The organism is Tsukamurella spumae (assembly GCF_012396015.1).
GTDB lineage: Bacteria > Actinomycetota > Actinomycetes > Mycobacteriales > Mycobacteriaceae > Tsukamurella > Tsukamurella spumae.
Window position 1 is genome coordinate 41,796 of sequence record NZ_JAAXOQ010000008.1, and the last position, 15,067, is coordinate 56,862.

The 15,067-nt window shown below is 72.1% G+C and carries 16 protein-coding genes; 12 read left to right on the forward strand and 4 right to left on the reverse strand.

From position 1 onward, the window contains the following. Positions 1-9: 9 nt before the first annotated feature. The 6 genes from rfbD to HF999_RS07745 all read left to right on the forward strand — a co-directional run bounded on the left by rfbD (position 10) and on the right by HF999_RS07745 (position 5,667). Positions 10-942 carry a dTDP-4-dehydrorhamnose reductase gene (gene rfbD / locus HF999_RS07720; RefSeq protein WP_312854057.1) on the forward strand — a complete coding sequence of 311 codons (933 nt, stop codon included), beginning with the start codon at positions 10-12 and terminating at the stop codon, positions 940-942. A 9-nt stretch (positions 943-951) separates the two neighbouring features. Continuing rightward, positions 952-1,878 (forward strand): glycosyltransferase, encoded by a 927-nt coding sequence (locus HF999_RS07725; RefSeq protein WP_312854058.1) that lies wholly within the window; start codon positions 952-954, stop codon positions 1,876-1,878. After that, positions 1,878-2,981 (forward strand): mannose-1-phosphate guanylyltransferase ManB, encoded by a 1,104-nt coding sequence (locus HF999_RS07730; RefSeq protein WP_168545315.1) that lies wholly within the window; start codon positions 1,878-1,880, stop codon positions 2,979-2,981. The genes HF999_RS07725 and HF999_RS07730 overlap by 1 nt, the downstream gene beginning before the upstream one ends. Positions 2,982-2,991: 10 nt before the next feature. Continuing rightward, positions 2,992-3,798: an SGNH/GDSL hydrolase family protein gene (locus tag HF999_RS07735; RefSeq protein WP_168545316.1), complete on the forward strand. Its 807-nt coding sequence runs from the start codon at positions 2,992-2,994 to the stop codon at positions 3,796-3,798. A 101-nt stretch (positions 3,799-3,899) separates the two neighbouring features. Continuing rightward, positions 3,900-4,745, forward strand: a complete 846-nt coding sequence (locus tag HF999_RS07740) for a hypothetical protein (protein ID WP_168545317.1) — start codon at positions 3,900-3,902, stop codon at positions 4,743-4,745. Between the two features lie 10 nt (positions 4,746-4,755). Further along, the gene (locus HF999_RS07745) at positions 4,756-5,667 is read left to right on the forward strand and encodes an aminoglycoside phosphotransferase family protein (protein WP_168545318.1); all 912 of its coding nucleotides are present in this window, start codon (positions 4,756-4,758) and stop codon (positions 5,665-5,667) included. 126 nt (positions 5,668-5,793) lie between these two features. Here HF999_RS07745 and HF999_RS07750 read toward each other — a convergent pair whose 3' ends face one another. After that, positions 5,794-6,453: an O-methyltransferase gene (locus HF999_RS07750; protein WP_312854059.1), complete on the reverse strand. Its 660-nt coding sequence runs from the start codon at positions 6,451-6,453 to the stop codon at positions 5,794-5,796. A gap of 241 nt (positions 6,454-6,694) precedes the next feature. On the opposite strand from HF999_RS07750, the gene sigE reads away from it, so the two are divergent. The 5 genes from sigE (at position 6,695) to HF999_RS07775 (ending at position 10,982) form a co-directional block, all read left to right on the forward strand. Beyond that, positions 6,695-7,348 (forward strand): RNA polymerase sigma factor SigE, encoded by a 654-nt coding sequence (sigE, locus tag HF999_RS07755; RefSeq protein ID WP_168545319.1) that lies wholly within the window; start codon positions 6,695-6,697, stop codon positions 7,346-7,348. A gap of 118 nt (positions 7,349-7,466) precedes the next feature. Beyond that, positions 7,467-7,841, forward strand: coding sequence for a hypothetical protein (locus tag HF999_RS22465; RefSeq protein WP_168545320.1), 375 nt, complete (start codon positions 7,467-7,469; stop codon positions 7,839-7,841). 9 nt (positions 7,842-7,850) lie between these two features. Next, positions 7,851-9,320: a S1C family serine protease gene (locus HF999_RS07765; RefSeq protein WP_312854060.1), complete on the forward strand. Its 1,470-nt coding sequence runs from the start codon at positions 7,851-7,853 to the stop codon at positions 9,318-9,320. 48 nt (positions 9,321-9,368) lie between these two features. Then, entirely contained in the window at positions 9,369-9,845 is a 477-nt protein-coding gene (gene tatB, locus HF999_RS07770; protein ID WP_168545321.1) for a Sec-independent protein translocase protein TatB, read from the forward strand. A gap of 24 nt (positions 9,846-9,869) precedes the next feature. Beyond that, a complete protein-coding gene (locus tag HF999_RS07775; protein ID WP_312854061.1) occupies positions 9,870-10,982 on the forward strand; it encodes a type IV toxin-antitoxin system AbiEi family antitoxin domain-containing protein in 1,113 nt (370 codons plus the stop codon). A 123-nt stretch (positions 10,983-11,105) separates the two neighbouring features. On the opposite strand, the gene HF999_RS07780 is transcribed toward HF999_RS07775, so the two are convergent. From HF999_RS07780 to HF999_RS07790, 3 genes are all read right to left on the reverse strand, one after another. Next, positions 11,106-12,242, reverse strand: coding sequence for an Mrp/NBP35 family ATP-binding protein (locus HF999_RS07780; protein ID WP_168545322.1), 1,137 nt, complete (start codon positions 12,240-12,242; stop codon positions 11,106-11,108). Between the two features lie 45 nt (positions 12,243-12,287). Further along, positions 12,288-13,571, reverse strand: coding sequence for a transglycosylase SLT domain-containing protein (locus tag HF999_RS07785; protein ID WP_168545323.1), 1,284 nt, complete (start codon positions 13,569-13,571; stop codon positions 12,288-12,290). A gap of 100 nt (positions 13,572-13,671) precedes the next feature. Beyond that, positions 13,672-14,310, reverse strand: coding sequence for a dTMP kinase (locus tag HF999_RS07790; protein WP_168545324.1), 639 nt, complete (start codon positions 14,308-14,310; stop codon positions 13,672-13,674). A 73-nt stretch (positions 14,311-14,383) separates the two neighbouring features. Between HF999_RS07790 and mtrA the strand changes: the two genes are divergently transcribed. Further along, positions 14,384-15,061: an MtrAB system response regulator MtrA gene (mtrA, locus tag HF999_RS07795; protein WP_168545325.1), complete on the forward strand. Its 678-nt coding sequence runs from the start codon at positions 14,384-14,386 to the stop codon at positions 15,059-15,061. Positions 15,062-15,067: the final 6 nt, after the last annotated feature.

Below are 15,067 nucleotides of genomic sequence, written 5' to 3' on the forward strand. Positions count from 1 at the left end.
GTTCGCAGTGTGAATCTGGTGATCACCGGCGCAACCGGCCAGTTGGGATCGGCGCTGGTCGGGGTAGCCGCGGAGCGTGGGGTCGCGGTGCGCGCGCTCGGCCGCGACGCCCTCGATGTGACCTCGCCACAGTCGGTCGCGGGGCTCGATCTCGCGCCCGGCGACGTCGTCATCAACTGCGCGGCGCACACGGCCGTCGACGCCGCGGAGTCCGAGCCCGACGCCGCCGGGGCGCTCAACGCGCTCGCGCCCGGTCGGTTGGCCCGACGGTGCGCCGTCGCCGGCGCCCGGCTCGTCCACGTCTCCACCGACTACGTCTTCGGGCCCGCACCCGTGCCGCCCCGGGCCTGGGAGCCGGGCGACCCGACGGCACCGTCGAGCGTGTACGGGCGCACCAAGCTCGCCGGGGAGGAGGCGGCCCGCGCGGCGGACCCGCGCACCGTCGTGGTCCGGACCGCGTGGGTGTACACCGGACGGATCCCCGGCCCGGACGGCGGGACCGTCTGGGCCCCGGACTTCGTCGGGACCATGGGGCGGCTGGCCGACGGTGGCGTGGACCCGAAGGTCGTCGACGACCAGACGGGCTCGCCCACCTACGCCCCCGACCTCGCCGTCGGCCTGCTGGATCTCGCCGACCTGCTCGCCGCCGGGCCCGGCCGGACCGGGGGCGTGCTGCACGCGGCGGGTGGCGGCGCGGCGACCTGGTTCGACCTGGCCCGAGGCGTGTTCGAGCGGGTCGGCGCGGACCCCGCCCGGGTCACGCCCTGCACGTCCGCGGAGTTCCCGCGCCCCGCGCCCCGCCCGGCGTACTCCGTGCTCTCGCCCGCCGCGTGGACGGCCTGGGGACTGGCTCCCCTCCCGGACTGGGAGGACGCGCTGGACCGGGCGCTGGGCGGCGCCGGGGCCCGGCCAATGGGCACCGTCCCCGCAACCGACCGGTAGCCTGTGCGCGTGCCCGGAACCTCCGACGAGATCGCCCCACCCCCTGTGACGCTCGGGGTGGTCACCGTCACCTATTCCCCGGGTGAGCACCTCGAGAACTTCCTGACCAGCATCGACGGCGCCTTCTCCGGTGCCGCGCCGCGTGTGCTCATGGCCGACAACGGGTCGGTCGACGGTGCGCCCGAGGCCGCCGACGCCGCGCACGCCGAGGCGGAACTGCTGCGCACCGGCGCGAACCTGGGGTACGGCGGGGCCATCAACTTTGCGGTGGCCCGGCTGCGCGCCGACGCGGCGGCCGGCACCGCGCCGTTCCCGGACTTCCTCCTGATCAGCAATCCGGACGTCGTGTTCGGTCCCGGGTCGATCGACGAGCTGATCGCGGCCGCGGCGCGGCACCCCGAGGCGGGCGCGCTCGGTCCGTTGATCCGCGACCCCGACCGCACCGTCTACCCGTCGGCCCGGGCCGTCCCGAGCATGCGGTACGGGATCGGGCACGCGCTGCTCGGCGCGGTGTGGAAGTCGAACCCGTGGACCCGCGCGTACCAGCAGTCCGAGGCGGACCTCTCGGAGCGGGAGGCGGGCTGGCTCAGCGGCTCCTGCCTGCTGGTGCGTCCCGAGGCCTTCGCCGCGATCGGCGGCTTCGACGACCGCTACTTCATGTACATGGAGGACGTGGACTTCGGTGATCGCCTCGCGCGGGCCGGGTGGCGCAATGTCTACGTCCCGAGCGCGGAGATCGTGCACGCCAAGGGGCACGCCGCGGGGAAGGTGCCGGAGCTCATGCTGCCCGCGCACCACGCCTCGGCGTACCGGTTCTTCGCCGACCGTCATCCCGGTCCGGCGGCCGCGCCCCTGCGCGCGGCGATGAAGGTGGGGCTGGCCGCGCGCTCGCGGATCAGTGTTCTCGCGGCGACGCGGAGACGAAAAGGGGAATGATGAGTTCGGTGCAACAGGACGCCGGGGTGGACCTCAGTGATGTCGAGGCCGTGATCCTGGTGGGCGGCAAGGGCACTCGTCTACGGCCGCTCACCCTGTCGGCGCCCAAGCCGATGCTGCCCACGGCGGGCAAGCCCTTCCTGACCCACCTGCTCTCGCGGATCCGTGACGCCGGTATCCGCCGCGTGGTGCTGGGGACCTCGTTCAAGGCGGAGGTCTTCGAGGAGTACTTCGGCGACGGATCCGAACTGGGACTGGAGCTCTCGTACGTCGTCGAGACGGAGCCGCTGGGCACCGGCGGCGGCATCCGCAACGTGCTGCCCGCCCTCAAGGCGGAGAACGTGCTGGTGTTCAACGGTGACGTGTTGGGCGGCAGCGATATCCGCGCCGTCGTGAACACGCATCGCGAGAAGGACGCCGACGTCACCATGCACCTCGTGCGCGTCGCCGACCCCCGCGCGTTCGGCTGCGTGCCGACCGACGCCTCCGGTCGGGTCACCGCGTTCCTGGAGAAGACCCAGGATCCGCCGACCGACCAGATCAACGCCGGCTGCTACGTCTTCAAGCGTTCGGTGATCGAGGAGATCCCCGCCGGGCGGCCGGTCTCCGTGGAGCGCGAGGTGTTCCCCGCGCTGCTCAACAGCGATCGCAAGCTCTACGGCCACGTCGACTACGGCTACTGGCGCGACATGGGCACGCCCGAGGACTTCGTCGCCGGTAGCTCGGACCTCGTGCGGGGCATCGCACCGTCGGCCGCCCTGGACGGCGTCCGTGGCGAATGCCTCATCCACCCCGGTGCCTCCGTGGCGCCGGGCGCGCTGGTGATCGGCGGGTCCGTCGTCGGGCGTGGGGCGGAGATCGGTGCGGGCGCAAGGCTCGACGGTGCCGTGGTCTTCGACGGCGTGCGGATCGAGGCCGGCGCGATCGTCGAACGGTCGATCATCGGGTTCGGTGCGCACATCGGGCCGCGGGCGCGGATCCGCGAGGCCGTGATCGGCGACGGTGCCTCCGTCGGCGCCCGGTGCGAGCTGCTGCACGGCGCGCGGGTGTGGCCGGGGGTCGAGCTGCCCGACGGCGGCGTGCGGTTCTCGACGGACGTATAGGGGCTCGAAGGTGGCTGACTTCCTGCGGTACGTGGCGATCGGGGACTCCTTCACCGAGGGCGTGGGCGACCCGGACCCCACGGGCACGCACGAGTATCGGGGCTGGTCCGACCGCGTGGCCGAGGTACTGGCCTCGCGCTCATCGGATTTCGGCTACGCGAACCTAGCGATCCGCGGCAAGAAGATGGACCAGATCGTCGCCGAGCAGCTGGATCCGTGCCTGGAACTGGCGCCCGATCTGGTGACCGTGTACGCGGGCGCGAACGATTTGATCCGGCCGTCGGTCGACGTGGACGCGGTGGTCTCCGCCTACGATGCAATGCTCGCGCGGCTGGCGGCGTCGGGCGCCACCGTGGTGGTGTGGACCGCCGCCGATACGCACGGCAGCGGGATCTTCGGCGCGCTTCGCGGGCGGTTCGCCGTCTACAACGAGCTGGTGCGCGAGATCGCCTCCGAGCGTGGACTTCTCCTGCTCGACTACTGGCGGATGAAGGAGTACCGCGACCTGCGGATGTGGGAGTTCGACCGCATCCACATGTCCTCGCCGGGGCACCTGCGGATGGCGATCGAGGTGCTGGACGTGCTGGGGGTGCCGCACACGCTCTCGGTGCCGGACCTCGGGCCGGAGCCGGTGATCTCGGCGGCGGAGGACCGCGAGATCAAGAAGCGCTGGCGCCGAGAGTTCGCCTACCCGTGGATCTCCCGCCGCGTGCGCGGCATCTCCACCGGCGACGGCCTGCCGCCGAAGTATCCGACGTTGATGCGGCCGGTGGGGCTGGGTGCGGATGCGGACGCCGACGAGGTCGCGGAGCGGTAGTCCGGCAGACGTTGCGGGCGGTCGAAGGTGCGCGTGTCCTAGCGCAACTGTCGTCTGATCGGACGATTGTCCGGTTCGGCGAGTTCGGCGAAGCTGGTCCGGTGGAGAAGCCGACCGATGGGCCCGACGAGCCGATGACGATGCGGTTCGATCCGGCGGTCGGCGCGTATGTGCCCGCGGAGGCGGTGGCGCTCACCGAGACGGCGCCGCGGCATCCGCAGGCGATGCGGCTCCCGCGTCGCGAGCCGTCGGCCCCCGCGACGGAGCGGATCGTCGCGCCCCCGGTGCTCCCCGTGCGACCACCCGCGCTTCCGCCTCGCGCCCAGGCGAACCCGCCGAGCCGGCGACCGGCACCGTCGGGCTCCCGGCCGGTTGGGGCCGCGCCCAGGCCAGCTCCTCCACCGAACCGCACGCCGATCCCGGGGCCGCCTGCCCAACGTCCGCCGCTGCCGGCGCCACGACCGGTCGTGGCGCCCGCGCCGCTCTACGTGCCCGTGCCCTACATGCCCTACCCACCCCGCCCGATGCCGATCGGGCGACCGGGCGTGGTCACGGCGGCGGGGGTCGTGCTGATCACTACCGCGTCGTTGTGCGCGCTGGTCACGGCCTGGATGATCGTCGCCATCGCGTGGCTCGGTCAGGTGTACAGCGGTTTCGCCCGCGACATCGACGACAGCGTCGCGAGCGACTTCGACACGACCTACTGGGGCACGATGACGCCGTGGATGGTCTTCCAGGTCGTGACGCTCGCGGTGTGCGCGGTCGCGCTGGCCTACGGCATCGCGCTGCTGCGCGGGAACCGTCGCAGTACGCAGATCATGGCGACCGTGATGGCGCTGCTGTTGATCGTGTCGTGGCTGCCCGGCATCGTCGCGGTGATCGCGGTGCCGATCCTGCTGTGGGCGCCGGAATCGGCGCGGCGGTGGTTCGGGGCCCGGCTCCCGTAGCCTGGCGGGCGTGGAGATCCCCGTCGGGCTGGATGCGCAGCGACGGCTCGGGCCCGACTGGGCGGCGTGGCTCGATCGCCTGCCGCGCCTCGCGGACGAGGTGCTCGCGGACTGGCGGCTCACCCCTGCGGGCACACCGATGTACGGCTTCACCTCACTCGTGATCCCCGTCCGGAGCCAGGACGGGGAGGCCGTCCTCAAGATCGCCTTCGACGGTGCCGAGGAGGTCGAGCACGAGCACCTCGCCCTGCAGGCGTGGGGCGGCGACGGTGCCGTGCGCATGTTCCGCGCCGACCCCGCGCGGCGCGCGCTGCTGCTCGAGAAGCTCGACGATCGTGATCTCACGGAGGAGTGGGACCTGCAGGCGTGTGAGACCGTGGCCGGTTTCTACCCGCGGCTGCACATCCCCGCCCCGGGGCGGCTGCGGCCGCTCACCGCGTACCTGACCCGCTGGCTGGACGCGCTGGAGGCGGACCGTCGGGACGTGCCCGTGCCGCCCCGGCTGATCGACCTGACCCTGGCCCGGGGACGGGAGTTCGTCGAAGACCCGGAGTCCGTGGGGCGGATCATCCACGGCGACCTGCACTACGAGAACGTGCTCGCCGCCGAGCGTGAGCCGTGGCTCGTGATCGATCCGCAGCCGATGTCCGGCGACCCGCACTACGAGGTGGCGCCGTTGCTGTGGAACCGGTGGGACGAGATGTCCGGCTACCTGCGCGAATCCATCCAGCGGCGGTTCTACACCGTGGTCGAGGCGGCCGGGCTGGACGAGGATCGCGCCCGGGACTGGGTGATCGTGCGGATGGTCCTCAACGCCCACTGGGCGGTGGAGGACGCCCAGCGGATGCGGCGCGGCCTCGACGCCGAGGAGCGGGACTGGATCACCCGGTGCATCAGCGTCGCGAAGGCGGTGCAGCGGTAACGCTGGGACGCGACGCGATGTTGCGGCCAAACTAGCGCAGAGTATGCGGCCAAACTAGCGCGGCTGTCGCACGCTCAGGACACGAGCGAGTACGGCGAACCGTCGGGCATCACGGACGCGACGCGGCTACTCGTCCGGGACGAAGGCCTTCGCGGCGGCGACGAGGCCGCCGCCCAGCGGCAGGATGACGGGCAGCAGGTTATCGTCGGCGGCGATGATGCGGGTGGCCTCGCGGGCGGCGACGGCCTCGTCGTCGTGGGCGTCGGGATCGGGGACGCGGTAGCCCGCGTCGCCCAGGTTGACGACGACCACGCCGCCCGGGCGGAGCAGGCGCACGGCGTCGATGACATAGCGCGGGTGATCGACCGGGTCGCCGTCGATGAAGATGAGGTCGTACGCGGCGTCCGCGAGCCGGGGGAGCACGTCCAGGGCGTGGCCGTTGATGAGGCGGGTGCGGTTCGCGGCCACACCGGCCTGCTGGAAGCCGATCTTCGCGGCCGCCTGGAACTCCTGCTCCGCATCGATCGTGGTGAGCACCGAGTCGGGCCGCATGCCGGAGAGCAGCCAGAGGCCGCTGATCCCGGCGCCGGTCCCGACCTCCACGACGGACCTGGCACCGCCGGCCGCAGCGAACACCGACAGCAGCGCGCCGATGGACGGCGACACCGCGTCGACGCCGAGGTCCGCGGCGCGTTCGCGGGCCGACGCCATCGCGTCGTCCTCGACGATGGCGTTCTCGGCGTAGGTGACGAGGGCGGAAGCGGCGGAGAACGAAGCACTGGACACGTCCAGAAGCCTAGCCGGTCGCGAACCGGTAACCGGACCGTGACGCGATCGTTAGCTAAGGCCATGCATGCACAGCCAACACTCAGGGAGGGATCAGCACCCCCACAAGGCGGCAGGGAAAGGTATCGGTCAGTGAAGAGCTCCCGCCGCGAGATTGTCGATCGTGGGAACAAAACGGTCGCCTCGGGAGTTCTGTCAGGTGAATAGCCCCGCAGTTCGGCGGCGGCACGAGGAGGAGCGCATGGCCCTGGCCCGCAAGGCCGGACCCCGGCAGGAGTCGCAGCCACCGGCTGCGTACGCCACGTTCGACGACGAGCGTCCTGCGCAGCCCGCAGGCACCGCCGCGTTCGATGCGTCCGGTGATCGCTCCGACATGCCGTCCTGGGACGAGCTCGTCCGCGAACACGCGGACCGCGTGTACCGCCTCGCCTATCGCCTCTCCGGCAACGCGCAGGATGCGGAGGATCTCACGCAGGAGACCTTCATCCGCGTGTTCCGCAGCCTGCAGAACTACGAGCCCGGCACTTTCGAGGGCTGGCTGCACCGCATCACCACCAACCTCTTCCTCGACATGGTCCGTCGCCGCAACCGCATCCGGATGGAGGCGCTGCCGGAGGACTACGAGCGCGTACCGTCGTCCGACCCGGACCCCGGGCAGATCTATGCGGACGCCAACCTCGGCCCGCAGCTGCAGACCGCGCTGGACGCGCTGGCGCCGGAGTTCCGCGCCGCCGTCGTCCTGGCCGACATCGAGGGCCTGAGCTACGAGGAGGTCGCGACCACGCTCGGCGTGAAGCTCGGCACGGTGCGCTCGCGCATCCACCGCGGCCGCAAGTCCATCCGCGAGGCACTGGCCAACCAAGGCCTGACCAGCAGCGCGGCGCTCGCGTACTGAACGTCGGCGCGGCACCGTCGGGAACTGAGAACGTGACTCGATCCGTTGAACTCGTGGTGCAGGTACTGTGGCGGTAGGCCCGGACGGCCCGTTGACCGGAGTAGAGGAGGGGAGCGGCGTGGAGCACCTCAGTGGCAGTTTCAAGCGCGCGTTCGCCCGCCGCCCCGGTGAGTTCTCGTCGACGGAGCACCTGGCGTACGAGGCCGTCGTCGCCTATGTCGACGGCGAGCTCCGCATGAACGCGCACCTGCGGGCAGGCACCCACATCGCGGAATGCGCCGTCTGCGCCTCGGAGGTGGACGCGCAGCGGCAGGTCCGCACCGCGCTCCGCGAGTCCGGCGAGATCACCGTCCCGCACCGGCTCCTGGGCCAGCTCGCCCAGATCCCCACCGAGTGCCACGCTGCCCCGTTCGAGGGCTTCCCCACCTTCCAGCCCGAGTCGTCGCGACGCGACGCGCGCAACAAGCGCGGCCGCCGGCGGAACGCTCGGTAGATTCGACTCGTGACGTCCGATTCCGACGCCCAGCGTCCCCGGCTGGAGCCGCGCCCCACGCATCGTCCCTCGGTCTCGGAAGGCGAGCAGGTGGTCTTCGGCCGGCCCGACGGGGTCGACGGGGCCTTCGCGCCCGACGCGGTGCGCCGCGCGGTCGACGGCCGCCCGCAGCCGCAGGCCACGGCCCCCGATCCCGTGCTCACCGAAGCGTTCTCCCGCCCCGTCGGCAGCACGGAAGCCCTGCAGCGCGACCCCTACGCAGGCCCGCTCGACGCGGAGCCCGAGCCCGAACCCGCCGACCCGTGGCGCGACACCGAGTCGCTCGCCGCGCTGGGCGAACCCGGCGTCAAGGCCCCGCCGCGGGCGGTCCCGCAACCCGACCCGGAGCAGCTGGGTGTGCGCGACGTGCTCTTCGGCCGTCGCGTGTCCGTCCGCGCGCTCGTCGTGCTGGGTGTGATCGCCCTGGTCATCGGCCTGCTGGGCGGTGCGATCGGCCGGATCACGGGCACCACGATCCAGAAGCTGACCGATTCGCGGGTCACGCTCCCCGTCGACGACACGAAGGTCACCGATCAGGGCGCCATCGCCGAGATGGTCTCGAAGGTGGGCCCCAGCGTCGTCACCATCGAGGTGCGCACCCGGACCACCGGCGAGACCGGCTCCGGCTCGGTGATCAACGCCGAGCGCGGCTACATCATGACCAACAATCACGTCATCGAGACGGCGGCCACGAACAAGGACGCCAAGATCGAGGTCGTGTTCTGGAACGGCACCCGCACCCCCGCGCAGCTCGTGGGCACCGACCCGAACACCGACGTCGCGGTGATCAAGGTCGCCGTCAACGGCCTGCAGCAGATCTCCCGCGGCGACTCCGGCCAGTTGCTGCCCGGCCAGCAGGTCGTGGCGATCGGCTCCCCGCTGGGGCTGCGGCGCACCGTCACCTCCGGTGTCGTGTCCGCGACGCACCGTCCGGTCCAGGGGCCCGCGGACGGGCCCAACCCGCCCGCGGCCTTCGACTCCGTGCAGACCGACGCCTCGATCAACCCGGGCAACTCCGGCGGCCCGCTCCTCGACCTCAAGGGCCGCGTGATCGGCGTCAACACCCTCGGGCTCGCGCCCGGCGGCGGGTCGATCGGCCTCAACTTCGCCATCGCCTCCAATGTGGCGTTCCCGATCGCCGAGGCGATCATCCGCGGCGACAAGGTGGTGCACGCCGACCTCGGCGTCAACGGCCGCGAGGTCAGCAACGACACCGCGACCGGCGTCCGCGTGGAGAACGTCAAGAAGGGCGGCGCCGCCGACAAGGCGGGCATCCGCGAGGGCGATGTCATCACCAAGGTCGGTGACACGGAGGTCGCCGAGTCCGCGGACCTCATCGTCGCGATCCGCGCCGTCGGTGTGGGCAAGGAGACGACGGTGACGGTGGCCCGGGACGGTCGCCGGGTCCCGATCAAGGTCACCCCCGAACCGCTGAGCTGACGCGGCCGCGCCGTGCGCGCGGTGCTCAGCCTCCCGTAGCATGGCGGGGTGTTCTCGAATCTCGGCATGGGAGAGATCCTCATGCTGGTCGTCGTGGGTCTGGTGATCCTGGGGCCGGAGCGGCTTCCCGGGGCGGTCAACTGGTTCTTCACGACCCTGCGGCAGGTGCGCGACTACGCCACCGGCGCCACGCAGCAGCTCAAGGACGAGATGGGCGGCGATTTCGACGCGATCCGCGAGCCCCTCCAGCAGATCCAGAACCTGCGCGGAATGACGCCCACCGCCATCGTCACCAAGCACCTCCTCAACGGCGACGACTCGGTGGTCCGCGAGATCACCGACCAGGTGCGTTCCACCGCGGACTCGCTCAACCTGCGCAAGATGGTCGAGGGTGCCGGCGGTGAATCCGTCGCGGCTTCCTCGGCTCCGCTCGAAGTGCCCGCCGGCCCGGTCCCCACCATGCCGCGGATGCACACGCCGCTGACCCCGGAGGAGCGCCCCCCGTTCGACCCCGACGCCACGTAGCCTCGCCGGGACGGTTTCGGCAGCGTGCTGCCGAAGTTCGTCATCGCGGCCAGTAGTCGGCAGCGTGGGAGGAATTCGGCAGCGGCGGTAGCACTTTCGGCAGCGGCGCGAGCATGCGCGGAGAGCGGGCGCGCGACGCCTGTGGATAACCCCGAACCTGTGGAAAGTGGCCCGATGGAGCGCAGCCGGAGGTCGGCGATGGGGTTCACTGGCCGCATGGGGGAGATGTGGACACGGCGGCAGCTCAGGGCGATGGGGTGGAGCGACGCCCGGATAGCCCGCGCCGCCGAGGAGGGGGTCGAACGGCTGGCGCATGGTGTCTACGGCGTACGCGACGACGGAGCCCCGCAGTGGGAGCGCGATCGCGATCGGGTTCTCGCGGCTGCCCTGACCTGCGAGGCGGTAGTCAGTCACGAGAGCGCGGCCGTCCTGCACGGCATCCCGTTCCTGCGTCCGGACCGGCACTACGTCCACTTCACGATCGACCGCACGAGCGGCGGGTGGAAGCGGCGCAAGCAGTACGTGCACGCGCGTCCGCTGCCCGCCGACCAGATCACGATCGTCGACGGGGTGCGCGTCACCTCCCGATGTCGGACCGCGGTGGACATCGCGATGTCCGGCGGGCTGGAGCGCGGCGTCTGTGCGTTCGATGCGGTCCGGCTGGTGCCGAGGTTTCCGCAGCCGGATGATCCGGGGCCGATTCCCCTCGCAGAGCTACAGGAGTGCCTGGAATCACTGGCTCGATGCCGGGGCGGTGCTACGGCTCGTCGAGCCCTCGAGTTGTCGGTCGAATGCAGTGAGTCGGCGGGAGAGTCGCTGTCGCGGGTGCAGATGCTGACCGCCGGCCTCCCGATGCCGCGCCTGCAGACTCCGCACGTCATCGAGGAGGAGCTCTTCTACGCGGACTTCGATTGGGGCACTGTGACGGGCGAGTTCGACGGCCGCGCCAAGTACGGAGACGAACCCGAGGAGATCAACGCCGCGCTCGCCGAGGAGAAGCGCCGCCACGAGCTCTTCGCCGCGGCGGGGATCGAGGTGGTCAGATGGCGCTGGCGCGCGCTGAACACGGCAGACGGTCTTCGTCGGCTACTTCTGCCGGCGCTGGCCCGCGGCGGACTGATCGAGGCCAGTGCATGAGCGCCGACGCGCCCGCGGTTTCGGCAGCGCGCGGACGAGACTGCTCAACGCTGCAGATCGACGGCAGCGCTCGCGAACTTCGGCAGCGCGCTGCCGAAACCTCTGGGCGAGCGGACCGTCGGGCTACAGGTGGCGGGTGGTGTCGATCCCCAGGGACATGCCGGCCAGGCCGCGCTTGCGGACGGCCAGCTTGTCGGCGATGCTGCGCAGCGCCGCGCCGGTGGGGGAGTCGGGCGCGGAGAGCACCACGGGCGTTCCGGCGTCGCCGGCCTCGCGCAGCTGCGGATCCAGCGGGATCTGGCCGAGCAGCGGAACATCGGCACCCACCGCGCGGGTCAGGCGGGCCGCGACCTGCTCGCCGCCGCCGGAGCCGAAGACGTCGAGGACGGTGCCGTCGGGCAGCGTCAGGCCGGACATGTTCTCGATGACCCCGGCCACGCGCTGGCGGGTCTGCAGCGCGATGGCGCCGGCTCGCTCGGCGACCTCGGCGGCCGCTGTCTGCGGGGTGGTGACCACGAGGATCTCGGCGCCGGGGATGAGCTGCGCGATGGAGATCGCCACGTCGCCGGTGCCGGGCGGCAGGTCCAGCAGCAGCACGTCGAGATCGCCCCAGAACACGTCGGCGAGGAACTGCTGCAGCGCGCGGTGCAGCATCGGTCCGCGCCAGACGACGGGCGTGTTTCCGGTGGTGAACATGGCCACCGAGATGACCTTCACGCCGTGCGCTTGCGGCGGCATGATCATCGAATCGACCTGGGTGGGTCGCGCGTCGGTGCCCATCATGCGGGGAACGGAGTGGCCGTAGATGTCGGCGTCGAGAACGCCCACGGACAGGCCGCGCGCCGCCAGTGACGCCGCGAGGTTCACTGTCACCGAGCTCTTGCCCACGCCGCCCTTGCCCGACGCGACCGCGTACACGCGGGTCAGCGAGCCGGGCTGGGCGAACGGGATGACGGGCTCGGCCTTGTCGCCGCGCACCGTCTTGCGCAGCTCGGCACGCTGCTCGTCGTTCATCACGTCCAGCTCGACGCGCACCTCGCCGGTGCCGGGAACGTCCGCGACCGCGGTCCGCACCCGGTCCACGATCTGCGTGCGCATGGGACACGCCGAGGTGGTCAGGTACACCTCGACGTCCACCGACGAGTCGGACTGCACCGCGACCGATTTCACCATCCCCAGATCGGTGATCGGCTTGCCGATCTCGGGGTCGTTCACGGTGGCCAGGGCCGACCGGATCTTCTCTTCGGTAACCGCACTCATAACGTCCTCCATCGTATCCGCAGGCCCGGGCCGCGGAAATCCGCCTCAGCGCGGCGGACGGGGTACCGCGGGCGAGGACGACGGTGCGACCTGCGGGGCCGAGGGTGCGGGCGCGCTCGAGGGGGCGGGGCGCGAGGCCGGCGCGGGGCGGACCGAGGACGGCGCCGGTGCGGGGCTCGATGCGCTGGTCGACGGTGCGCTCGGCGCGATCGCGAGCGCCCCGCCGGGGCCGATCGGGGCGGGAGTCGGGGGCAGGGCCGGGCCCGACGACGGTGCGCCGGGCGCACTCGGCACCGCGGTCGGGCAGTCGCTCACGGTGGGGAGCGGCTTACCGTCGGGCCCGAGTGCCGCGGACGACGGTGCCGCCGGGCCCGAGGGCTTCGCAGCGCGCGAGGGGGAGGGGGCGACGGATGCCGACGGCGCGGGCTTGGCCGAGGGGGCGGCGGAGGGGCGGGCCGATCCCGAGGGGCGCGCGGCACCGTCGGGGGCGCCGCACCCGACGATCACCACCTGGCCGGGCGGAAGCGGCTTGGGCAGCTCCTTCGGCGGGGCGACGGGCGCGGTCATATCGGGGATGCCGCCCACCGGGATCGCGCGGTCCCGGTACGCCTTCGCCCAGGCCACGACGTTGTCGACATAGGAGTTCGACTGGTTGTAGGCGAACACCGCGGTCCGCTGCTGCGCCTCGGACTGCAGCCCGGACGCGCTGGAGCACAGGTAACGCGCGGCGCCGTAGGCGGCGTCGCGGACGTTGTTGACATCGGCCTTGCCGTCGCCGGAGTTGTCGCCGCCGAACAGGGCCCAGGTGGTCGAGAGGAACTGCATGGGGCCGAGCGCGCGGGCGTACCCGGCACCGTCGCGGATCACGGCGTTGCCGGCCAGCGTGCCGTCGAGCGCCGGCCCCTCGATGGGGGTGAGGGTCAGGCCGGTGGCGTCGACGTTGCCGCCGTCCGCGTGCCCCGACTCGATCCGGCCGATCGCCGCGACGAGGCTCCACTCGATGCCGCACCCCGGCGCCTCGAGGGCCATCCGGTCGGCCGCGGCCCGGTAGGCCGCGTACGCGGCGCCGGGGATGCCGAGCGGGCCGGGCGCGACCTTGACCGCCTCGGGACGCGGGGGGATCGGGACGTGCCGCGGCGCGGGTGCGGGCGGCGCGTCCGACGGTGCGGGCGGGCGCAGGTCCGTGATGCCGACCGCGGCCTGGGCGACGAGTTCGGGCCCGGTGGTGCGCGCCGGGGTCGGGGCGTGCAGCGATGCCCCGTCCGCGCCGGCGACGCCCAGCAGCAGCGCTGCGGCGCCCACGGCGGCACCGGCCCCGACGATCCGCACGGTCGCCCCTTCCGGTTACTGACGAGTCAGTTTCGTGTCGCACGGTACTTCGCCGTAGTACCGGTGCGGGTGGGACTTGCGTGAATTACAGGGCTGATCTTCAGGAAAGCGATGCGATCGCGTCGGCCAGTGTTTCCGGGGCGTCGTCCGCGCCGTGGATCCGCCACGGCGAGACCCACGCGGACTCGGCGAGGCCGGTGTAGACCGCCCCGGTCCGCGCCTGCAGGCCCGCGTCCGTCTCGTAGGCGTCCCGCGCGCGGGAGGCGTCGCCCGCCTCGCGGCGCTGCGCCCGTTCCGCGGCGAGCGCCACGCCCACGTCCAGGTACACCTGCAGGTCCGGGACGGGCAGGCCGAACCGGCCGAACTCGGTCTCGCGCACCCACCCGGCCACGGCACCGTCGGCGCCCTCGTGCAGACGGGCCGCGCTGTAGGCGGCCGAGGAGGCGGCGTACCGGTCGAGCAGCACCACGTCGTGCCGCTCGAGCGCGGCGCGGATGTCGGGCGCGGCGGCCTGCCGGTCGAAGGCGAAGAGGAGGCCCATGCCGTACACGGAATCGGCGACGTCGCCGTTGCCGCCGCGCAGCGCCTCCGCCGCGAGGTCGGCGAACTGCGTGCCGTAGCGGGGGAAGGCGAGCGCGGTCACCGTCCGGCCCGTGGCCTCGAGGCGCTCGGTGACCGCGCGGGTGAGCGTGTTCTTCCCGGCACCGTCGAGGCCTTCGATCGCAACGAGTCGTCCCATGGCCGCCGATCGTATTCACCGGTGACCGGTGTCGCAGAACCGGACACGCCGCGTGAGGTGACAGTATGGATCCATGAAACCCCGCATCCTGGTGATCGACGACGATCCCGCGCTGGCGGAGATGCTCACCATCGTCCTGCGCAACGAGGGCTTCGACTCGGCCGTGGTGGGCGACGGTACGCAGGCGCTCAGCGCGGCGCGCGAGTTCCGGCCGGACCTGGTCCTGCTCGACCTCATGCTGCCCGGCATGAACGGCATCGATGTCTGTCGCGTGCTGCGCGCCGACTCCTCCGTCCCGATCGTCATGCTCACGGCGAAGGCGGACACCGTCGACGTGGTGCTGGGCCTGGAGTCCGGTGCCGACGACTACGTGATCAAGCCCTTCAAGCCGAAGGAACTCGTGGCGCGCGTGCGGGCGCGGTTGCGCCGCACGGACGACGAGCCCAGTGAGCTGCTGTCCATCGGCAACGTGATCATCGACGTCCCGGCCCACAAGGTCACCCGCGACGGCGAGGTGATCCAGCTGACGCCCACGGAGTTCGACCTGCTGGTCACGATGGCCCGCAAGCCCCGTCAGGTGTTCACCCGCGACGTGCTCCTCGAACAGGTGTGGGGCTATCGCCACCCGGCGGACACCCGCCTGGTGAACGTCCACATCCAGCGCCTGCGCGCCAAGATCGAGAAGGACCCGGAGAACCCGGAGATCGTGCTCACGCTGCGCGGGGTCGGCTACAAGGCGGGTCCGGCGTGACGGGAC

What these genes read in the sequence shown, in the direction of transcription:
- sigE (WP_168545319.1), top strand. Translation starts at nt 6,695, where the DNA reads ATGGCCCTGGCCCGCAAGGCCGGACCCCGGCAGGAGTCGCAGCCACCG.
- HF999_RS07780 (WP_168545322.1), bottom strand. Translation starts at nt 12,242, where the DNA reads ATGAGTGCGGTTACCGAAGAGAAGATCCGGTCGGCCCTGGCCACCGTG.
- mtrA (WP_168545325.1), top strand. Translation starts at nt 14,384, where the DNA reads ATGAAACCCCGCATCCTGGTGATCGACGACGATCCCGCGCTGGCGGAG.
- HF999_RS07730 (WP_168545315.1), top strand. Translation starts at nt 1,878, where the DNA reads ATGAGTTCGGTGCAACAGGACGCCGGGGTGGACCTCAGTGATGTCGAG.
- HF999_RS07790 (WP_168545324.1), bottom strand. Translation starts at nt 14,310, where the DNA reads ATGGGACGACTCGTTGCGATCGAAGGCCTCGACGGTGCCGGGAAGAAC.